Annotated in this window: 16 protein-coding genes, 1 tRNA gene and 2 pseudogenes; 7 read left to right on the forward strand and 12 right to left on the reverse strand. The window is 42.3% G+C overall.

The annotated features are described in order from the left end of the window. Nucleotides 1–15 precede the first annotated feature (15 nt). From ACJMKR_RS02905 to ACJMKR_RS02915, 3 genes are all read left to right on the forward strand, one after another. Nucleotides 16–1,554, forward strand: a complete 1,539-nt coding sequence (locus tag ACJMKR_RS02905; RefSeq protein ID WP_423063267.1) for a transposase — start codon at nt 16–18, stop codon at nt 1,552–1,554. Between the two features lie 26 nt (nt 1,555–1,580). Next, nucleotides 1,581–2,686, forward strand: a protein-coding gene (locus tag ACJMKR_RS02910) for an IS3 family transposase (RefSeq protein WP_423064172.1) whose coding sequence is annotated in 2 segments (ribosomal slippage) — nt 1,581–1,860 and nt 1,860–2,686 — 1,107 coding nt in all. Because the reading frame shifts where the segments join, the coding sequence is not laid out codon by codon here. Between the two features lie 55 nt (nt 2,687–2,741). Beyond that, nucleotides 2,742–3,113: an IS3 family transposase gene (locus ACJMKR_RS02915; RefSeq protein WP_423063700.1), complete on the forward strand. Its 372-nt coding sequence runs from the start codon at nt 2,742–2,744 to the stop codon at nt 3,111–3,113. 249 nt (nt 3,114–3,362) lie between these two features. Here the strand turns inward: ACJMKR_RS02915 and ACJMKR_RS02920 are convergent. The 12 genes and pseudogenes from ACJMKR_RS02920 to ACJMKR_RS02975 all read right to left on the reverse strand — a co-directional run bounded on the left by ACJMKR_RS02920 (nt 3,363) and on the right by ACJMKR_RS02975 (nt 15,501). Beyond that, nucleotides 3,363–3,439 (reverse strand) — tRNA-Pro (locus ACJMKR_RS02920). A gap of 225 nt (nt 3,440–3,664) precedes the next feature. After that, nucleotides 3,665–4,042, reverse strand: a complete 378-nt coding sequence (locus tag ACJMKR_RS02925) for a MerR family transcriptional regulator (RefSeq protein ID WP_423063701.1) — start codon at nt 4,040–4,042, stop codon at nt 3,665–3,667. Continuing rightward, on the reverse strand, nt 4,011–4,322 hold the full coding sequence (locus tag ACJMKR_RS02930; RefSeq protein WP_423063702.1) for an integration host factor subunit alpha: 312 nt from the start codon (nt 4,320–4,322) through the stop codon (nt 4,011–4,013). Before ACJMKR_RS02930 ends, ACJMKR_RS02925 begins: the two co-directional genes overlap by 32 nt. 2 nt (nt 4,323–4,324) lie before the next feature. Further along, entirely contained in the window at nt 4,325–6,706 is a 2,382-nt protein-coding gene (gene pheT / locus ACJMKR_RS02935; protein WP_423063703.1) for a phenylalanine--tRNA ligase subunit beta, read from the reverse strand. 48 nt (nt 6,707–6,754) lie between these two features. Continuing rightward, nucleotides 6,755–7,744, reverse strand: coding sequence for a phenylalanine--tRNA ligase subunit alpha (gene pheS, locus ACJMKR_RS02940; protein ID WP_423063704.1), 990 nt, complete (start codon nt 7,742–7,744; stop codon nt 6,755–6,757). A 90-nt stretch (nt 7,745–7,834) separates the two neighbouring features. Further along, on the reverse strand, nt 7,835–8,188 hold the full coding sequence (gene rplT, locus ACJMKR_RS02945) for a 50S ribosomal protein L20 (protein WP_423063705.1): 354 nt from the start codon (nt 8,186–8,188) through the stop codon (nt 7,835–7,837). A gap of 36 nt (nt 8,189–8,224) precedes the next feature. Beyond that, entirely contained in the window at nt 8,225–8,419 is a 195-nt protein-coding gene (gene rpmI / locus ACJMKR_RS02950; RefSeq protein WP_423063706.1) for a 50S ribosomal protein L35, read from the reverse strand. 98 nt (nt 8,420–8,517) lie between these two features. Next, a pseudogene (infC, locus tag ACJMKR_RS02955) lies at nt 8,518–9,033 on the reverse strand (translation initiation factor IF-3); the annotation flags it as partial. Next, nucleotides 9,029–10,957 (reverse strand): threonine--tRNA ligase, encoded by a 1,929-nt coding sequence (gene thrS, locus ACJMKR_RS02960; RefSeq protein ID WP_423063708.1) that lies wholly within the window; start codon nt 10,955–10,957, stop codon nt 9,029–9,031. The pseudogene infC and the gene thrS, both read right to left, overlap by 5 nt. Nucleotides 10,958–11,111: 154 nt before the next feature. Further along, a complete protein-coding gene (locus tag ACJMKR_RS02965; protein ID WP_423063709.1) occupies nt 11,112–13,334 on the reverse strand; it encodes a hypothetical protein in 2,223 nt (740 codons plus the stop codon). 341 nt (nt 13,335–13,675) lie between these two features. Further along, nucleotides 13,676–13,891 (reverse strand): annotated as a pseudogene (locus ACJMKR_RS02970) (IS1 family transposase); the annotation flags it as partial. A 71-nt stretch (nt 13,892–13,962) separates the two neighbouring features. Further along, nucleotides 13,963–15,501, reverse strand: a complete 1,539-nt coding sequence (locus ACJMKR_RS02975) for a transposase (RefSeq protein ID WP_423062352.1) — start codon at nt 15,499–15,501, stop codon at nt 13,963–13,965. A gap of 3 nt (nt 15,502–15,504) precedes the next feature. On the opposite strand from ACJMKR_RS02975, the gene ACJMKR_RS02980 reads away from it, so the two are divergent. The 4 genes from ACJMKR_RS02980 (at nt 15,505) to putA (ending at nt 20,971) form a co-directional block, all read left to right on the forward strand. Then, the gene (locus ACJMKR_RS02980; protein ID WP_423063710.1) at nt 15,505–15,933 is read left to right on the forward strand and encodes a hypothetical protein; all 429 of its coding nucleotides are present in this window, start codon (nt 15,505–15,507) and stop codon (nt 15,931–15,933) included. Between the two features lie 110 nt (nt 15,934–16,043). After that, on the forward strand, nt 16,044–16,580 hold the full coding sequence (ppa, locus tag ACJMKR_RS02985) for an inorganic diphosphatase (protein WP_423063711.1): 537 nt from the start codon (nt 16,044–16,046) through the stop codon (nt 16,578–16,580). Between the two features lie 10 nt (nt 16,581–16,590). Next, nucleotides 16,591–17,880, forward strand: coding sequence for an MFS transporter (locus tag ACJMKR_RS02990; RefSeq protein ID WP_423063712.1), 1,290 nt, complete (start codon nt 16,591–16,593; stop codon nt 17,878–17,880). After that, nucleotides 17,867–20,971 (forward strand): bifunctional proline dehydrogenase/L-glutamate gamma-semialdehyde dehydrogenase PutA, encoded by a 3,105-nt coding sequence (putA, locus tag ACJMKR_RS02995; RefSeq protein ID WP_423063713.1) that lies wholly within the window; start codon nt 17,867–17,869, stop codon nt 20,969–20,971. Before ACJMKR_RS02990 ends, putA begins: the two co-directional genes overlap by 14 nt. Nucleotides 20,972–21,025: the final 54 nt, after the last annotated feature.

Raw genomic sequence — 21,025 nt, forward strand, 5'->3', positions numbered from 1 at the left:
AATAAGGAACAAACGATGTTAGCGACAGAAAAACTAAAACAATTCCGTACATTCCTCTACAACATCTTCCCCGCGCGACGCGATGCCAATATGAATTTACTCGATGCCCTTTCAAGCCATGGCCATCGCTGCAAAACACCCATAGAATTATGTGAATCGCCATACTTTGAACGTGAATACAGTAGTATTACCGATGCGATTAGCGATGGTTTGTCGGTAGCAAATTGTTGGGATAGCATGATGAAAATACAATATGAACATGTGAGTCATAGCGATGACCGTGTGATCATTATTGCGGATACGACACCACAGTCGCGTCAAAGTGCACACTGTGTTGAAGATCGCCATGTGGTTTACAGCCCTAATCCAGCACCGGGTAACAAACCGATTACCATTGGACATGAATATTCAACGGTATCACTATTGCCCAATGATGGTGCAGCTCAAGAAAAGCATTGGTTAGTTCCACTGGATACGAGGCGCGTTAAAAGCGATGAAAAAGGCAATGTAGTTGGGATGCAGCAAATTAACCGTTGTATTGCAGACTTAGCGCTTACTCATAAATTGGTGGTTAGCGTGGCTGATTCAAAATATGGTACAGAAGCTTGCCGTAAACTGGTTAGCGAAAATCCCAATTGGGTACATCTTTTCCGTTTTAACAGTACCCGTAATGTTTTCGCGCCCGCATCAATAGAAGATAATACCTCAGGAAGTATAAAACGCTATGGTGATGCGATGAAACTAAACGACAGCACGACTCACCGTGAATCCGATGAGATTGTGCAGCAACCCATTACAACCCGCAGTGGCAAAACTTACCAATTGGAGATTAAAATATGGCGTGACCAATTCCTGCGTGGTTCAAAGCAATTTAAAGGATATGAGCATCCTGTTACTGTTGTGCAATTGGTTGCGGTTGATGCTAACGGTAAATCTTTATATAAAAATCCACTCTGGTTAGGACTCGCTGGTGAACGACGTAATGAAATCACAGCATTAGAAGCGTATCACTATTACGATAGACGCTATGACATTGAACACTACTTTCGTTTTGGTAAAGACAAACTGTTATTTGACCGATACCAAACACCGGATGTTAAGCACGAAGAAGATTGGTGGCGGATGACAGCATTAGCGTATACGCAACTTTATCTAGCGAGGAATCTTGCCCCGATTTTACCGAAAAAATGGGAGCGGTATTTGCCGAGCTTCCAAGTGGATAACGAAAAACCATCAATAACTGCGACCCCTTCACAAACGCAACGGGGTTTTTCTACGGTGCTTGATACCGTTGGCACGCCTGCTAATCTCTGCAAACCACGCGGTAATCCGCAAGGCAGAACCAAAGGTGATACGCAGGGGAAACGCACGCGACATCCTGCTATTTTCAAAAATAGCAACTCAAAAATTAAAACGATTCAGAGGACTGAAGAAAAGACGCAAAACTCAGACCCTGAAAAAATAGAGGATTTGATTGGGATAGTAAAATCATGGTTGGATAAAATAAATTTTACACCTGAGCAATTCTACGAATTGCTGCAAAAAACAGGTTAAGATTTAGAAACTCACATTTTTTGATTATTGTCCTAACTGGCAAGGGATTTTATTTATCCAAAGTCCAATATACAGAAGAACAAATCATTAAAGCGATCAAAGAGCATGAAAGTGGCGCTAAGGTGGAAGACCTGTGCCGTCGCTTAGGCATATCTGGCGGTACTTTTTACAATTGGCGTAGCAAGTATGCTGGCCTAGAGGTTAACGAAGCTAAGCGCCTGCGAGAGCTGGAGTCCGAGAACAATAAGTTAAAAAAGCTGCTGGCTGAAAAGATGTTAGAAAATGAAGCGCTCAAGGATGTTGTTTCAAAAAAGTGGTAACGCCTGCTAGCAAGAAGCAGGTTGTTTGTCACTTAATGAGCGCCTTTAAGCTGAGTGAACGAATGGCCTGCAAGCTAGTCGGGCTAAGTCGAACGGCTTACCGTTACGGACCCAAAAAGCGACGAGACGAGTTGATTAGAGCTCGATTAAAAGAATTGGCAGCTCAGTATTCTCGGTATGGTTATTTAATGCTTCACAGCCTCTTAAAAGCAGAGGGGCTTGTCATGAATAAGAAAAAAACCTACCGGATTTACAAAGAAGAAAAGCTCCAGGTGCGTACAAAAAAGCGTAAAAAAATACAGCGACTACGATTAGTGATGTCATCACCGACTCAGAGAAATGAGCGTTGGTCGATGGATTTTGTTTACGATCAGCTGGCCAATGGAAGGCGTTTTCGTGTGCTAAACATTATCGATGATTTTAATCGTGAACTTATTGGCCAGCTAACAGCATTTTCTATATCAGGACGTCAGGTGGCACGCTTCCTAGCAGAGCTTAGTGAGCAACGCAGGCTGCCAAAACAAATTGTTTGTGATAATGGTACAGAGTTTACAAGCAAAGCAATGTTCTTTTGGTCCAGGGAAAACAAAACCAAGCTTGCTTTCATTCAACCTGGAAAGCCAACTCAGAATGCGTTTGTTGAAAGCTTAAATGGCAAGTTCCGCAACGAATGTTTAAATCAACACTGGTTTCGTTCAATTGAAGAAGCCCGACATGAAATCAACCAATGGAGAAAGCACTACAATACTAAAAGACCACACAGTTCATTAAATTATATGCCGCCTATTGAATTTGCGAAACAGGCTGCTTAACATGAATATCTCATCGGTGTCCTGGTACTAGTTTAGGGGGAAGGTCAGCTCGTCAATGAATAAAAGCATGAAACAAGATTTAGTGTGTGATGCGTTATTGATGGCGTTATTCAAACGAAAATATCCAAAGCAAGTGATTATACACTCTGATCGGGGCAGTCAATATTGTTCGAAAAAATATAGGGAAATCATCAAGCAAAACAAGCTGATTGGTTCAATGAGCAGAAAGGCTAATTGTTGGGATAATGCCATTGCAGAAAGTTTTTTCCATACCCTAAAAACGGAACTTGTGCATGTGAATGATTACACAACACGCGCTGAAGCAAGGCAAAGTCTTTTTCAGTATATTGAAGGCTATTACAATCACAGAAGAATGCATTCAGCTATTGACTACAAGACCCCTGTTGCGCTTGAATGTGCTGCGTAAAATCGAAAAAAAATGTGTCCGGTAAAGTGAGGGAAGATCACTATTATCAATGAGTTTCAATAAGATAGCAAGGCTACCCTGACGCATCAAATTACGGAAGTTAATATTTCAATGGGTTGCCTGACAGACTCAGTATTTTTTTTGTCGCGCTAAAATGGCCATTTTTCACACACATAATTATTAAATTTTATACACAATGAGCATGATTCCATTCTCTTTTTCTCTGGTTTAGATAATTTCTGACTAATTTGGTCGGGACGGCAGGATTTGAACCTGCGACCCCTTGCACCCCATGCAAGTGCGCTACCAGGCTGCGCTACGCCCCGACGACCCGCCATTATAGGTAACTTGCTTCACCAACGCAAAGCTCAGAAATAAATTCGATGACGGATAAAATAAATTTATAAATAGTAGCTTTTTTCTTCGTAAGCTATTTAATGCCTGCCTTCCATGGCGCAACTTTTGAAATCTTGGATAACCCTGCCTGTGCTTCCAGGCACAGGCGCTCGGCGACAAAACTGCCTCTCAAAAATAATGTGAAAAGTTTAGTTTTAATCTTCGAGATCAGCAACCATTTTTTCCAAATCATGCACTGCATCGCGCACTGTTTGATAGCTTTTCTGCTGCGGATTACTTTTAATATTTTCGCTTGAGAGCTGTTGGCGCGCGCCCTCAATCGTATAGCCTTGCTCATACAATAAATTTCTAATTTTGCGAATGAGCAAAACATCTTTGTGTTGATAATAGCGGCGATTACCACGGCGTTTGGTCGGCGAGAGCTGCGTAAATTCTTGCTCCCAGTAACGCAACACATGTGGTCTCAACTGACACAGTTTGCCAACTTCTCCGATCGTAAAATAAAGCTTATCTGGAATTGGAGGTAATTCAACTCCTAGCTTATGATTCCCCTTGATCTTCTGGCTTGACATTTTTTTCCACCCTGGATTTAAGTTTGTGTCCTGCACGGAAAGTAACCACACGACGTGCCGTAATAGGAATTTCTTCACCCGTTTTCGGATTACGCCCAGGCCGTTCACCTTTGTCGCGCAAATTAAAATTACCAAAGCCTGATAATTTTACAGGTTCACCTCTTTCGAGTGAGATGCGTACTTCTTCAAAAAATGACTCAACGAGGTCCTTTGCTTCACGCTTGTTTAAGCCTAAGACATTAAACAAATGTTCAGCTAGGTCTGCTTTTGTGAGTGCCATGACTATGCCCTCAGTTTTGCATTGAATTCATGTTCTAGCACAGCCACAACACTATCAATGACTTGATTAATTTCATCGTCTATAAGAGTGCGCGAAGGGTCCTGAAAGGTCAAGCCCAAAGCGACACTTTTTTTCCCAAATTCAATATGTTCACCCGCATATATATCAAAAATTTGAACCATGTTCAATAAGTGCCCACCAGATTCTACAATTTTTTGTTCGATAGCTTCTGCCGAGACCTCCTTATCGACCACGATAGCGATATCACGCCGCACGGCTGGGAACTTGGAGATTGAGTGATATTTGGGCATAGATCGAGCCTCTATAGCCTCAAAATCGATCTCAAACAGGACAGGCGGGTGACTGAGATCCAACTTATCGACCAGATCTGGATGGAGAGCCCCTATCCAGCCAATGGGCCGCTCTTTGTCGTATAGGACCGCAGACTGGCCGGGATGAAGAGCCGGATGCGAAGATGTGACCCAACGAAAATCACGACCTCGACGGGTCAGATCCAACAACGCAGCCACATCTCCTTTCACATCAAAGAAATCGACCGAACGCTCAGATTCACCCCACTGCAGCGAATGAGCACCCCCTGAGGCCAAACCACCGAGCTTAGTCACCTGGCGCCAATCGTCGCCTTCCTTCCAAAAACACATGCCGAGCTCAAAGAGTCGCACCCGTTGGATTTGGCGATTCTGGTTGTATTGAAGTGTCTTCAATAAGCCTGGCCACAGACTCGTACGCATTACGTTCATATCGCTTGCAATCGGATTAACCAGTGGAATAGGCTTTGTTTCTGGATCAATCAAGCTTTGTAATTTGCTATCGACGAAGCTATACGTAATGGCTTGATGATACCCACGATCCACCAGTGAGCGCATCAATCGTGGTACGGGAATTTTTGCCTCGGAGTGTACGGGGATGCTGTACTCGCCCGACATCTGTCGCGCCGGTATATTGTTATAACCATAAAGTCGCGCTAGCTCTTCGATAATATCTGCCTCGATCGTTAAATCAAATCGGTAACTGGGCGGCGTAACCTCCCACCCGGTTTTATTAGCTTTTAGCGCCATACCTAGCGACATTAATATCGACTCCACATCACTATCGTTTAACGTAATTCCAAGCAAACGTTTTATTTGATCGCGACGCAATTGGATTTTGGGTGAAACCGGCAAATCCGATGTTGATTGCTCTTCAATTAGTGGCCCCGCTTCACCGCCGACTATTTCAAGCAACAATGCTGTGAGACGTTCAATGGCCACCGCCTGCAACTCATAATCAACACGACGCTCAAAGCGATAAGACGAATCGGTGGATAGACCATAATGACGCGCGCTTAAGGTAATTTTCGCTGGCACGAAAAAAGCACTTTCTAAAAATAAATGCCGCGTGCTTTCATTAACGGCGGAACTATCACCACCCATAACACCAGCAATGGCTTGCGGTTGTTTATGATCGGCAATGATTAACGTTTGGTCGTTTAACTCACGCTCTTGACCATCGAGTAAGGTAATTTTCTCGCCGCGTTTTGCCATTCGCACTTCAATGCCTTTATCGAGTTTTTCTAAATCGAAGGCATGCAAGGGTTGGCCTAATTCCAACATCACATAATTAGTAATATCAACAACCGGATGAATACTGCGCAAACCACTGCGTCGCAAACGTTCTTGCATCCACATCGGTGTTTCAACATCGTTATTGATATCACGAATCACGCGGCCTACATAACGAGGACAGGCTTTTTTTGCCATGAGTGTTACCGGAAATGTATCTTTAATTGTGGCGCGTTGAGCTGATATTGTGGGTGCTGTCGATTTAATTTTATTGATAGTCCCCAATTCGCGCGCGATACCACGAATGCTCGCACAATCACCACGATTCGGTGTCAAATCAATATCGATGCAGTGATCATCGAGCTGTAAATATTCACGAAAATCCAGACCAATCGGCGCATCGTTCGGCAGCTCTAAAATACCTCCCTTATCTTGGTCTGACAGTCCTAATTCACGCTCGGAACAAATCATGCCGTGAGACATCACACCACGGAGTTTTGATTTTTTTATTTTAAAATCGCCCGCTAAACGGCCACCCACTTTCACAACAGCGACTTTTAAATCTGCACGAACGTTTTGTCCACCACAAACAATTTCAAGGATTTCATTGTTGCCAACGTCCACTTTACAAACGCGAAGACGATCAGCATCGGGATGTTGTTCTGTTGAAATAACGTGACCAACAACAACACCGTTGAATTCCGATGCAGCCGGTATTACCGAGTCAACTTCTAAACCTGCCATTGTTAATTGTTCGGCAAGTTCAGAGGTATCAACGGGTGGGTTAACCCACTCTCGTAACCATTTTTCACTAAACTGCATTCGTCATTCTCCAAGCACAATCCTGATTCATAAAACCCGAAACCTAACTCAAAATTGCTCTAAAAATCGCAAATCGTTTTCGAACAATAATCGCAAGTCAGGGATGTCGTAACGTAACATCGCCAGACGATCCAAACCTATGCCAAAAGCAAATCCAGAATATTCATCAGGATCGATATTTACATTGCGCAAAACATTGGGATGCACCATGCCACAACCCAAAACTTCTAGCCAACGACCAGTGCTTTTTCTTAAAATATCCACTTCGGCAGAGGGTTCCGTAAAGGGAAAGTAAGAAGGCCGAAAACGTAGCTGCAAATCGGGCTCTTCAAAAAAACGACGCATAAAATCTTCAAGCAGGCCTTTTAAATCTGCAAACGTACATGCTTTATCAACTACTAATCCTTCTGCTTGATGAAACATCGGGGTGTGTGTTTGGTCGGAGTCAGGACGATAAACACGACCCAATGCAATCAATCGAATCGGGGCGCCATCTTTTTTCATTTCACGAATTTGTACGGGTGAGGTGTGAGTTCGTAATAATTTATCACCTTCGAAATAAAACGTGTCTTGCATCGTGCGTGCGGGGTGGTCGGCCTGAATATTTAACGCTTCAAAATTATGATATTCGTCTTCAATCTCGGGACCTTTTGCAAATTGAAACCCCATTGACGTAAATAATTGCGTCACACGCTCATGTACTAATGTGATGGGATGAATGCTGCCGATTTGATCGAACCGGCCGGATAATGTGACATCCACTTTTTCAGCAATTAATTTCGCTGCAAGGGCTTTCACTTGTAATTGACTCGCATGCTGAGTCAATAAATCTTGAAGCTCACGCTTGGCAAGGTTGATGGCTTTGCCATATTTGGGTTTCTCTGCAGCCGACAGCGTGCCAAGGGATTTTAATAATTCGGTTAATTCGCCTTTTTTACCGAGATATTTGACGCGAAGTTTTTCAAGCGTATTCAAATCATCTGCTTTTTGAATGGCAGATTTGGCGTTTTCCAACAGTGAATCAAGTTGATCTTGCATGTTATTTAGTTTTCAGAATTCAGGAGTCAGGGTTTAACAAAACGAACCTTTTAAAATCCTGAATCCTAACTCCTAGTTCCTGAATCCTAATTACAACGCGGCCTTTGCTTTTTCAGCTAATTGCTCAAACGCATGCTTGTCATTAACCGCCAAGTCAGCCAACATTTTTCGATCGATCTCAATCGCAGCTTTATCTAAGCCGTTCATCAACCGACTATAAGATAGTCCGTATTGACGCGCAGCGGCGTTGATACGCACAATCCACAACGCTCTGAATTGTCGTTTACGTTGGCGACGATCACGATACGCGTATTGTGCTGCCTTAATAACTGCTTGCTTTGCAACACGATACACACGACTGCGAGCGCCGTAATAACCTTTCGCCTTACTTAATACTTTTTTATGTCGGGCTCTTGCAGTAACCCCTCGTTTAACTCTCGGCATTTTATTAAACCCTCATTTTTCTAGAAAAAATATTTATTAATCTTTTAACAATGCGTCAATCGCTCTAGCATCACTTTTACTAACAGCACTTAAACCACGCAACTGGCGTTTACGTTTTGGCGCCTTTTTTGTCAAAATATGGTTGCGATTACTCGCGGAGTGCTTTAACGCACCCTTTCCCGTTCTTTTAAACCGTTTTTTCGCACCGCGATTTGTTTTCATTTTTGGCATTTCTCAAACCCTTTAATTATTCTGAAACCTTGAAGTTATTCCACTTCACTTATTTTATCAGTGTCTTTTACTTTAGAAGATTTTTCATTTTTATTATTTTCAGTTTTACTCGGCACGACAACCATCGTAATTTGTCGGCCCTCTAATTTTGGCTCTTGCTCTACTATTACAGCATCACCCAATTCTTGCTTGATACGATCTAACAACTCTAATCCCAATTCGCGATGCTGCATCTCGCGCCCACGAAAACGCAAGCTCACTTTCACTTTATCCCCGCGTTCTAAGAAGCTTCTAATCTTGCGCACCTTCACTTGGAAGTCACCCACATCCGTGGCCGGTCTAAATTTAACTTCTTTGACCTGAATGAGCCGCTGCTTTTTCTTTTGAGCGGAGCGCTTTTTACTTTGCTCAAACTGATATTTACCGTAATTCATGATACGGCAAACGGGCGGTCGCACATTAGGCGAAATTTCTACTAAGTCCAGCCCAACTTCTTCAGCTCGACTCAACGCCTCTTGTGTTCTCACAACCCCTACCTGGTTGCCTTTTTCATCAATTAATCGAACCTCTGGGACTCGAATTTGAGTATTCACTCGTGTTTGTTTTGGTCTAATGTTTAGATCCCCCTTTTCGACCACGCTGGTTAATCTCAGCTTGCAAGTGTCTTGCAAACTCATCCAAACTCATGGTGTCTGTTTCTGAGCTCTCAAGAGCCCGCACCGCTAATGTTTTATTAGCCACTTCACGATCCCCAATCACGACCTGATAGGGAATACGTGCAATAGTATGCTCGCGGATTTTAAAGCCGATCTTCTCATTTCTCAAGTCTGATTTCACTCTAAGACCTAGATTTTGTAGATTTTCTTTGATTTGCTTCACATAATCGGCTTGCCGATCCGTAATATTCATCACCACCACCTGCACGGGTGCAAGCCAAAGCGGCAAACTACCGGCATATTCCTCAAGTACGATGCCTAAAAATCGTTCTATAGAGCCTAACATAGCTCGATGCAGCATGACAGGGGGTTTTTTGGAGCCATCTTCAGCAATATAGTGAGCCCCCAGGCGATCTGCGATTGAGAAGTCTACCTGGATTGTGCCACATTGCCAAACTCTACCTAAACAGTCCCGCAGCGAGAATTCGATCTTGGGGCCATAAAATGCACCCTCACCTGGCAATATTTCCCATTCAACACCCTTAGCATTAAGCGCATCCGCTAACGCCTTTTCACCCTTGTCCCATAGCTCATCACTACCCACACGTTTTTCGGGTCGCGTGGAAAGCTTATGGATGATATCGGTGAAGCCGAAATCCGCATAAACTTCGTGGATCTGATCGATGAACGGCAGAATTTCACCGGAAATCTGATCCTCGGTACAAAATATGTGAGCATCGTCCTGCACGAAGGCACGCACGCGCATCAAACCATGCAACGTGCCGGAAGGCTCATTGCGATGGCAGGAGCCAAATTCCGCATAACGAATCGGCAAATCACGATAGCTCTTTAGCCCTTGCTTGAAGATCTGAACGTGACCAGGACAATTCATCGGTTTAATCGCATAGCCACGATTCTCCGAGCTCAATGTGAAAATGTCTTGATCAAACTTCGCCAAATGGCCTGATTTCTTCCAAAGCTCAATGTCTATTAGCTGGGGTGTGTGCACTTCTTCATAACCATGTTTACGAATAAAGTCACGAATGTACGTGCGAATGGCTTGCACAATCGCCCAACCATTAGGATGCCAAAACACACTGCCTGGTGCCTCTGGCTGAAAATGAAATAAATCCATTTTTTTGGCTAGTAAGCGGTGATCACGTTTTTCCGCTTCTTCTAAGCGCTTCAAATAAGTCTCGAGCGATTTTTTATCCGCCCAGGCTGTGCCATAGACGCGCTGGAGCATTTCGTTGTTGCTGTCGCCGCGCCAGTATGCGCCTGCTAGCTTAGTCAGCTTAAATGCTTTAATAAGACTGGTGCGAGGAACATGCGGGCCACGACACAGATCAATAAAATCACCTTGCTGATAGACACTGAGTTGCTCATCTCCAGGAATATCTTTAATGATTTGGACTTTGTAGTCTTCACCCATCTTTTCAAATAATTTAATGGCTTCGTTGCGATCAATGTTTCGCCGAGAGACTTGAAAATCTGCCTTGGCTAATGCTTTCATCTTGGCTTCGATTTTTTCCAGATCTTCGGGTGTAAATGGATTTTCAACAGCGAAATCATAGTAAAAACCATCCTCGATAACCGGCCCGATAGTCACTTGGACTTTTGGAAATAACTCTTTTACTGCATGAGCTAACAAATGCGCCGCTGAATGACGAATGATTTCAAGACCTTCAGGGTCTTTGTCGGTAATGATGCGAACCTTGGCATCGTGGTCAATTTCATAGAAGGTATCGACTAGGCAACCATCGACCTCACCAGCCAACGCTGCTTTGGCTAAACCCGCTCCTATCGATTCTGCAACTTCCCGCACGGTGATGGGCTTGGGAAATGACTTCTGACTTCCGTCAGTTAGGGTGATGTTCGGCATCAATGTTTATCCCATTAAAAACAAACGGCAATCATAAACTGCTTTGCCCCCGCTTTCCATATGGCGGGTGTCACATTTGCACTAAATGTGTCAACCAATTGATATTTATCAAAAAAATTAAAGAAGTTAGTACAAAAGCGACACCGACTTTTTTTCATAGTTTCGAGCAGTGCGTCGGAGCGGCAGTACCTTCAGGAGAGGCCTTAAGAGCCGCCTGGGAGTTATTTGGGTGTTGAAAGAAATTTGCACACCCGTTCAAAGTATCTCTCACAGCTTGACGACTTGAGATATACGGTTTTGAAGATCTACTAAAGAATGAACGTACTGCAGCGAGTCGTTCTTTTATCCAGTTGACGATATCTCGAGACCATGATTTTTTCTCATTCAAGAGATTCATTTTTTCATCCGCAAAGTCTATTAGATCTTTCTTATACGCTTTAACCTGCTCAATACCCTTTTCAAAAACTCCTATGTCTCGATATTTTTGATTTTTCATGTAGGGGCCATTGAGGTGATCGTTACTGTCTCGTTTCACGTTTTCATACTTCGTTTTAATTTCCTCTAAAAAATTACGCGCAACCTGATCTAGACATACACCAGATTCTTGGAGCTTGCTTTCTATTACCTTAATTTCTTCATCCAATTTTTGTGAATCTTCTTCAATTTTTCGATTAATAATTCTTTTATATACATTCTGTAAGTAAAATAATAAATTATCATATTTTGATTTAAGGCTTTCTATTTGTTCGCGATGGCATATTTGTATCTGAGGAGATGAATTTGGTTTATTATCTCCTTCACTCCAATATACAATTTTTCCATACGTGTGTTTTACTGCCTTTATTAAATCTTCAAAATCTTCTATATTTGAAATTACATCGCATTCTTCAATGTGGCTATCTATCTCGCTAGAAACTCTATTTGAAAGGTTAACAACTGTAAGTTTTATCTTACTTTCTAACGCTTTTAGCGATGATTGATACTTATCTTTTATCGATTGACTTGCAGCGTTAAAGAATTGAAAGCTTTCACACCATTCTTGCAACTGCGATGAACTACTGTGAATGAACCTAACTGCGTAATTGAAACTCTGATCTGTTAGATCATCAGGCACACAAGCATCAAATTTCTCAATTAAATTTTCACATTTTCCTATTTTTGCAATTAGAGCATTATTACCCATAGCCTTATTATATGCGTCTAAATAACGTCCTTTTTTTCTTTCTAAATTCTCTCTTTTCCTTTTTAAAGCTTCAATAGAAGCGTTTAATTCTTCAATAGCGCTTTGATGCTCATTAAGTTTATAAATTTCTCCGCCCCAAGCTTCACTCAAAATCTCAGCACCATAATACTTATTTAACCATTCCATCCCTTCTGCATTGTTTCCATTTAAATCTTCTGAACTTTTTAAACGACGTAGAATAAGTGTATTTGCTGATTTATCATTCCAAGCATATTCCCGAAAGATAGAAATTAAGTCTTGATAGTAATAACCATTTGGATTTAACTTTATTAGATCTAGTATAGAAAGCCACGCAGGATAGCTCTTTCTTTCTTTATAGTCTTTATGTTTTTTTTCGTATTCATCAAGACCCAATTCAATCGATTTCCTAATATGATTGTTGATTATAAAGAGTCGAGACTCGATGACCACAGGACTATGGTTATTGCCACCACCAATACTTTTTCCAAACTCCATAGTGTGTGGATGTGGATAAGAATAAATGCACACAACCTTGAAATCCATTTCTTGCTGCTGGATTAAACGGTTTAACGTATCTTCAAGAGTCTCTCCTTTTCCTGGTCCACTTAAAATGTTTTCTATTTTAGGCACTTCAAATTTAAGCTTCTCAAATTTTTGTTGCAGACTCTTTAATTGAATGGGCGCATCTTGAAAAGCTTTATCTTTTTCCTTGAAAAAAACACCTAAATCCTCGTTTCTCTTAACAACAAATTTTGAAAACCAGTCACGCACTCCAGAATCTGCATGTTTCTGTTTACCAGGATCCATCTCGGAGGTTTGAACCAATAGTCTTTTAGCTATATCACGGCGTAACTTTTTTAGCGAGTCATTTGAAGAGACATCAAAAACAATTTCCTGTAACAATCCTATTGTGCTATTGATATCTTCTAGGTCTTTTTTCCATCCATTACTTTTACGATTCAATCGTTGAATAGCTTCTATCTTTTCAGGTTTAGGGAAAGAGTTCGGTAATTTCTTCAGTAATTTTAGGCCATCATCGGACTGTGCAAAAGATAAAAACGGCAATAAACTCTTCTTTGCAACCTCTACATAGGCATGCTGTATAGAGGTATCCCGTGAAAAATCTTCTTCGAATCCACTATCGCCACTAAGTTTTCTCAACTTATATTTCATACTAAGCTCCACATCGGTTAACTCTATTCCAAGCTTGCCCAAACAGCCGCTTTGTTAACTGATATATTAGAAGCTAGACACTTAAAAAAACTTGAAAAATATAGCTATGATGAGGGGGGATTTACTCATTATACATACTAGGATTTTTGCAATTGGCAAATACGATATGATAAGACACCAGGTTTAAAATACAAACTGTGCTTATTTTTATATAATAATTATAAACTAGAGAGATACAGCACCTCTTTCAAAAGCCTGGTTTATTTTCTAGATAGGAAGTTCAGTGAAACTAACAAGCAGCCGAAAATCTACAGGTGGTGCCTCATTTTTGTTGATGGCATCTAAATAACCCTCCCAAACTCGTGCCTATTGATAAATAATCCGATGACAATGTCGTGCAATTTATCCAGTTTAGAAAAGCAAATCGTCTTTCTCGCTAATCGCTTTATTCGTGTGCGCAACGTGAGATGCTTTCGTTCAATCGCTTGGGTATTTTGCTTTCCCACCAAATGTTTTGATTGAGGCAGGTGTCTTTCATAAGCACCCCAATCATCTGTATATTGGACTTTGGATAAATAAAATCCCTTGCCAGTTAGGACAATAATCAAAAAATGTGAGTTTCTAAATCTTAAGCTGTTTTTTGCAGCAATTCGTAGAATTGCTCAGGTGTAAAATTTATTTTATCCAACCATGATTTTACTATCCCAATCAAATCCTCTATTTTTTCAGGGTCTGAGTTTTGCGTCTTTTCTTCAGTCCTCTGAATCGTTTTAATTTTTGAGTTGCTATTTTTGAAAATAGCAGGATGTCGCGTGCGTTTCCCCTGCGTATCACCTTTGGTTCTGCCTTGCGGATTACCGCGTGGTTTGCAGAGATTAGCAGGCGTGCCAACGGTATCAAGCACCGTAGAAAAACCCCGTTGCGTTTGTGAAGGGGTCGCAGTTATTGATGGTTTTTCGTTATCCACTTGGAAGCTCGGCAAATACCGCTCCCATTTTTTCGGTAAAATCGGGGCAAGATTCCTCGCTAGATAAAGTTGCGTATACGCTAATGCTGTCATCCGCCACCAATCTTCTTCGTGCTTAACATCCGGTGTTTGGTATCGGTCAAATAACAGTTTGTCTTTACCAAAACGAAAGTAGTGTTCAATGTCATAGCGTCTATCGTAATAGTGATAGGCTTCTAATGCTGTGATTTCATTACGTCGTTCACCAGCGAGTCCTAACCAGAGTGGATTTTTATATAAAGATTTACCGTTAGCATCAACCGCAACCAATTGCACAACAGTAACAGGATGCTCATATCCTTTAAATTGCTTTGAACCACGCAGTAATTGGTCACGCCATATTTTAATCTCCAATTGGTAAGTTTTGCCACTGCGGGTTGTAATGGGTTGCTGCACAATCTCATCGGATTCACGGTGAGTCGTGCTGTCGTTTAGTTTCATCGCATCACCATAGCGTTTTATACTTCCTGAGGTATTATCTTCTATTGATGCGGGCGCGAAAACATTACGGGTACTGTTAAAACGGAAAAGATGTACCCAATTGGGATTTTCGCTAACCAGTTTACGGCAAGCTTCTGTACCATATTTTGAATCAGCCACGCTAACCACCAATTTATGAGTAAGCGCTAAGTCTGCAATACAACGGTTAATTTGCTGCATCCCAACTACATTGCCTTTTTCATCGCTTTTAACGCGCCTCGTATCCAGTGGAACTAACCAATGCTTTTCTTGAGCTGCACCATCATTGGGCAATAGTGATACCGTTGAATATTCATGTCCAATGGTAATCGGTTTGTTACCCGGTGCTGGATTAGGGCTGTAAACCACATGGCGATCTTCAACACAGTGTGCACTTTGACGCGACTGTGGTGTCGTATCCGCAATAATGATCACACGGTCATCGCTATGACTCACATGTTCATATTGTATTTTCATCATGCTATCCCAACAATTTGCTACCGACAAACCATCGCTAATCGCATCGGTAATACTACTGTATTCACGTTCAAAGTATGGCGATTCACATAATTCTATGGGTGTTTTGCAGCGATGGCCATGGCTTGAAAGGGCATCGAGTAAATTCATATTGGCATCGCGTCGCGCGGGGAAGATGTTGTAGAGGAATGTACGGAATTGTTTTAGTTTTTCTGTCGCTAACATCGTTTGTTCCTTATTTTATTTTTTCGAACAAACGTTGTTTACAACGTAAAATTTTTTTTCGGTTTCTATGTCAAGCAATTTTTAATTATTTTTATAAATTTATCCAAAGTCCAATATGAGGAGTACGAGAAGCGAGGTCATTGGCGTGTGCGCAAAAATGTGGAGACTGCCTTTAAAATTCAAAAAATTATAAAGGGAGCACAGCAAGCTGAAACTATTGGTGCCTTAGATGCTATCATTGTTGAAATTTATGACCTTCAAAATGCCACTTGCAACAATGATAGTTCTTTCTCGATTTTTAGGAATATTGCCCTCGGGTCTGGTGGCAGCCGTTTAGGTCGAGTCTTACGAGACGTAATGCCTAAGCTTCCCGAGTTTATCAATCAAAAAGAAAAAAATTCGTATAGAGTCTCTTATAGCCCATATGTGTAAGCCAGGAGGCTAGCCATTCAAGAATAGAGGTATTACCCATACTTAAAATAACCCCCAAACCTGGTATAATGTCGCCGATTTGTTCAACTAGCTGAAAGGGGTAAGGGCGTATGGCCATAAACATTCCAGCGGGAGCTCATATTCCCGACGATTTCAATGTTATCATCGAGATTCCAGCCGAAGGTGGTTCAATCAAATATGAGCTTGATAAAGAAACTGGATTGCTGCAAGTCGATCGCTTCATGCCCACTGCCATGCATTATCCTTGCAACTACGGTTTTGTGCCGAGCACCTTGGCGGAAGATGGCGACCCCGTCGATGTGTTAGTCATTACGCCTTATGCCCTCAACGCTGGCTGCATGCTGCGTGTTCGTGCCTTGGGTTTGTTGAAAATGACGGATGAGGCGGGTAGCGACAGTAAAGTGTTAGCTGTGCCGATTGCAAAATCATGCCCCCAAATGGCAGAAATTAAATCCATGCAAGATTTGCCGCCCATCTTATTAAAAAGCATCGCACATTTCTTTGAGCACTATAAAGAGCTCGAACCGAACAAATGGGTGAAGGTCGATGGTTGGGAAAATCACGACTCCGCAGAAAGAGAAATAAAGGCGAGCATCGAGCGTTATCAACAGCAAACTGTTGGTTAGGACGTCCTCCATGTCGGTGCAAAAGAAAACCTCAAATTTACGACACCGCGCTACGGCGTGGATTGTTTGGTTTCTTGCGGCGCTCCCAGTTCCCTATCAATTTATTTTACAGGCATCCACAAGCGTGATGATCCCGCTACTGATGCGCGATTTTAAAATCGATGAAGAAGCAATCGGTTTTCTAACGTCTATCTTTTTTTATCCGTATTTAATTTTTCAAGTGCCCGGTGGCATGCTGGTAGATCGTTATGGGGCGCGACAAGTATTATTGTGGGGAATGATACTCTTTGCTGTCGGGTGCCTCTGGTTTGCGCACGCTACTTTTTTTGGGTTGGCAGGTGTGGGCCGAGCGGTAATGGGTTTGGCGAGCGCACCTTTTGTTGCTGCTGCACTCTACATTGCTGCAAACTGGTTTTCGACGGTGCGATTTGCATTTGTAGTTGGGCTAACCGAAATGTTGGCAATGATAGGTGCTGCGGCGGGTGAGCCGAGTTTAGCGGCCATTGTTACACGTGTTGGTTGGCGTGACACGATGGTTATTTGCGCGGCTCTCGGTGTGATATTGGCACTAATTGTCGTGATCTTCGTGCGCAATACGCCCTCTAAACAACAAAGTGAATTGTTAAAATTAGATAGCTCTCCTGCCTCATTGACAGAGGGTGTGGTACGCGGTTTTATTAAAAGCATAAAACAACCGCAGTTGTGGTTAATCGGTCTATTTGGTGGATTAACGTTCGCGATGTTACCCGCTTTTGCAGGACTATGGGTGATACCCACGTTACAGCGGGTTTTTCATGTCACGCTCGAAACTGCTGCACTGGCCGGTTCAGTCATGTTTATAGGGGCCGTTATTGGGACGCCATTTTGGGGTTGGCTGTCTGGCTTATTTTATCGACGACGGTTGATCATGATGATTGCTACGGTGCTCAATATAATTGTCACCGCCATTTTTGTTTACGTGCCTCATTTGTCGCTAGGGTTTGTATTTGTTCTTTTGGGGATTATGGGGTTTTTAACCGGAGTTTACGTGTTGATATTTGCGATGACGCGCGAAATTACCGATCGAAGTATTCGCGGTTCGGCGATGGGATTCACGAACATGATGTGCATCGCTATTGGAGCTCCCGTGCTTCAGCCATTAATTGGTTATTTATTGAGAAGCGATGCTCCTAGTCATATAGACATGATGAAACTACCCATTGCAGCGTATCGATATGCCTTGACAAGTTTGGTAGTTTGTTTAGTGTTGGCGCTAGTCATATTATTATTAATTCGAGAGACCCGTTATGAAAAATCGTGATGCCTTAAATAAAGCCTATCGTATGGATGAAGCGACGTGTGTTGACGCGTTATTGACGACGCTTGATTTTACATCAGCAATAGAAAAAGAAATTCATGAACGTGCGCGCCAGCTAGTTATTGAGGTTCGTGAGCAAGAAAAAGAGCGCAGCGGTGTTGATGCGCTGATGGCACATTATGATTTGTCTACCGAAGAAGGCATTTTATTAATGTGTTTGGCAGAAGCGTTATTGCGCATTCCCGATGTGGAAACGAAAAAATTATTAATTCGCGACAAACTAACGAGTGCAAGTTGGGGAAAACATATCGGTGCGAGCGAATCCTCGTTTGTAAACATGGCGACATGGGGATTAGCCTTATCTGGTAAATTATTACGTAAAGATGGCAAAGCTAATTTTGCCTCTATTTGGCGTGGATTAATTCGTCGCAGTGGTGAGCCAGTCATTCGCAAAGCAGTGCATGAAGCGATGAAAGTGTTGAGTGAAACATTTGTTTTGGGCCGTACAATTTCAGAGGCGATAAAAAATTCACAATCCTCGCTGGAAGAAGGTTATCGTTATTCTTACGACATGTTGGGTGAAGTTGCACGCACGCAAGCCGATGCTGATTTTTATTATAAAGCCTACTACGACGCCATTGCTGAATTAGGAAAAACGAGTAAAAAACATGATGTTTTTGATTCACCTGGCATTTCTGTGAAGCTGTCGGCACTGCACCCACGTTATGAATACCGTGAACGTAAATGGGTCGTGCCTATTTTAATTGCGCGAGTAAAAGAACTTGCATTGCATGCAAAAGCGAATAATCTCAACATGACTATCGATGCTGAAGAAGCAGAATTATTAGATATGTCGTTAGATATTTTTGAAGGTGTTTATAAAGACCCTGCCTTTGATGGTTGGGATGGACTAGGCCTAGCTGTTCAAGCCTATCAAAAACGCGCATTCCCTTTAATTGAATGGTTAACCAATCTCGCGCGCGCTCAAAAGCGACGTATTCATGTTCGCTTAGTGAAAGGAGCTTATTGGGATACTGAAGTTAAGCGCACGCAAATGGAAGGACTCAATAACTATCCTGTGTTTACTCGCAAAGTGAATACGGATGCGTCTTATCTAGCATGTGCTAAAAAATTATTGTCGGCGCAAGATGTAATTTATCCGCAATTTGCAACGCATAATGCGTATTCTGTTGCGGCCATTTTAACGATCATGGGCGAAAAAGCGCATGACACTCACTTTGAATTTCAAAATTTGCAAGGCATGGGCAAAGCGTTGCACGATCATATTGTTGGTAAAAATAAAATGAACTTCCCGTGTCGCATTTATGCACCGGTTGGTAGTCATGAAGATTTATTGCCGTATTTAGTCCGACGCTTATTAGAAAATGGCGCTAACAGTTCCTTTGTCAATCGCATTTCTGACAAAAAAACATCGCTTGATGCTTTAATTGAATCACCAGTTGCAAAAATTAAGTCTTTGTCTGTAATTCCAAACCCAAAAATTCCGTTGCCAAAGGATATCTTTGGCCAGGATCGTGTAAACTCTGCCGGTCTTGATTTAAGTAATACGGATGTTTTTGCTGAATTAATCGCAGAAATCGAAAAAGCTGCGGAGAAAAAATGGGAAGCAGCGCCCTTCACGCGCACAGTTAAGAAGGGTAAACCCGTATTTGATCCCATGGATTTACGTCGTCAGATTGGAGTCGTTGAACAAGCGACCTCAGACGATGTGAAAGCTGCAGTTAAAAATGCGGAGGATGCTTGCCCTCAATGGGATGCACGCGACGTGAGTGAGCGTGCCGAAATTTTACGAAAAACCGCAGATCTTTTAGAAAAGCATCGTGCAGAATTAATGTATTTAGCTGTGCGTGAAGGGGGGCGGACATTACCGAATGTATTATCCGAAGTTCGCGAGGCTACCGATTTTTGTCGATATTATGCCTTTAATGCTGAGAATCATTTGGCGGATGTAGTGTTGCCCGGTTATACTGGCGAAACAAATATTTTGCGAACGCACGGACGTGGTATTTTCTTATGTGTGAGCCCGTGGAATTTTCCTATTGCTATTTTTACGGGGCAAGTGGCAGCAGCATTAGTCACTGGAAACGCAGTCATTGCAAAGCCTGCACGACAAACACCATTAACCGCTGCATTAATTGTGAAGTTATTTCATGAAGCCGGCGTGCCAAAAGAGATATTGCAATTTATGCCAGGTCGCGGTGATGTGGTAGGTGCTGAATTGGTGTCTAATCCATTAGTGAGTGGCGTATTATTGACGGGTTCAAATGCAACCGCTCGATCTATTCAGCAGTCACTTGCGCATCGTGAAGGTCCTATCGCACCCTTAGTCGCAGAGACAGGTGGTGTGAATGCTATGATTGTAGATTCAACGGCATTACCCGAACAATTAGTTCGCGATGTTATTATTTCAGCTTTCGATAGCGCAGGGCAGCGTTGTTCAGCTTTGCGTGTGTTGTTTATTCAAGACGACATCGCTGATGACGTCATTAAAATGTTAGCGGGCGCGATGGCGGAAATCCGCATCGGTGATCCTATGGAATTGTCAAACGATGTGGGTCCAGTTATTGATAACGACGCTAAAAAAATGTTGGAAGCGCACGCTGCTGAATTGCAAGAAAAAGCCAAGTTGATTTATAAAGTTGAACTACCACCGGAAACAAATCATGGTATTTTTGTAGCGCCGCAGGCTTATGAATTACCGGATTTAACATTATGTCAAAAAGAATTTTTTGGGCCAATTTTGCATGTCATTCGCTATCAACGAAAAGATTTAGATAAAGTTATCGATGATATTAATAATTTAGGATACGGATTGACGTTTGGCATTCAAAGTCGTATTGATGAGCAGATTGAACATATTCAGCGTCGCATCAAAGCCGGAAATATTTACGTAAATCGCAACATGATTGGCGCAGTGGTTGGTGTGCAACCATTTGGCGGCAGTCGTTTGTCTGGAACTGGCCCTAAAGCGGGTGGCCCCCATTATTTATCGCGTTTATGTGACGAAAGCACATTAACAATCGATACAACCGCTGCGGGTGGGAATGCGAGTTTAATGGCGATGGAAGATTAACGGGATCAAAGGCACACATCACGTGTGTCATCCCAAACGCCTCGCGTGTCGAAG

Source organism: Candidiatus Paracoxiella cheracis (assembly GCF_049348705.1).
GTDB classification, from domain to species: Bacteria; Pseudomonadota; Gammaproteobacteria; order Coxiellales; family Coxiellaceae; genus Paracoxiella; species Paracoxiella cheracis.

Bases quoted from the DNA above. Each gene is read 5' to 3' on its own strand.
- ACJMKR_RS02905 (WP_423063267.1), top strand. From the start codon at position 16: ATGTTAGCGACAGAAAAACTAAAACAATTCCGTACATTCCTCTACAAC.
- ACJMKR_RS02915 (WP_423063700.1), top strand. From the start codon at position 2,742: ATGAATAAAAGCATGAAACAAGATTTAGTGTGTGATGCGTTATTGATG.
- ACJMKR_RS02925 (WP_423063701.1), bottom strand. From the start codon at position 4,042: ATGTCAAGCCAGAAGATCAAGGGGAATCATAAGCTAGGAGTTGAATTA.
- ACJMKR_RS02930 (WP_423063702.1), bottom strand. From the start codon at position 4,322: ATGGCACTCACAAAAGCAGACCTAGCTGAACATTTGTTTAATGTCTTA.
- pheT (WP_423063703.1), bottom strand. From the start codon at position 6,706: ATGCAGTTTAGTGAAAAATGGTTACGAGAGTGGGTTAACCCACCCGTT.
- pheS (WP_423063704.1), bottom strand. From the start codon at position 7,744: ATGCAAGATCAACTTGATTCACTGTTGGAAAACGCCAAATCTGCCATT.
- rplT (WP_423063705.1), bottom strand. From the start codon at position 8,188: ATGCCGAGAGTTAAACGAGGGGTTACTGCAAGAGCCCGACATAAAAAA.
- rpmI (WP_423063706.1), bottom strand. From the start codon at position 8,419: ATGCCAAAAATGAAAACAAATCGCGGTGCGAAAAAACGGTTTAAAAGA.
- thrS (WP_423063708.1), bottom strand. From the start codon at position 10,957: ATGCCGAACATCACCCTAACTGACGGAAGTCAGAAGTCATTTCCCAAG.
- ACJMKR_RS02965 (WP_423063709.1), bottom strand. From the start codon at position 13,334: ATGAAATATAAGTTGAGAAAACTTAGTGGCGATAGTGGATTCGAAGAA.
- ACJMKR_RS02975 (WP_423062352.1), bottom strand. From the start codon at position 15,501: ATGTTAGCGACAGAAAAACTAAAACAATTCCGTACATTCCTCTACAAC.
- ppa (WP_423063711.1), top strand. From the start codon at position 16,044: ATGGCCATAAACATTCCAGCGGGAGCTCATATTCCCGACGATTTCAAT.
- ACJMKR_RS02990 (WP_423063712.1), top strand. From the start codon at position 16,591: ATGTCGGTGCAAAAGAAAACCTCAAATTTACGACACCGCGCTACGGCG.
- putA (WP_423063713.1), top strand. From the start codon at position 17,867: ATGAAAAATCGTGATGCCTTAAATAAAGCCTATCGTATGGATGAAGCG.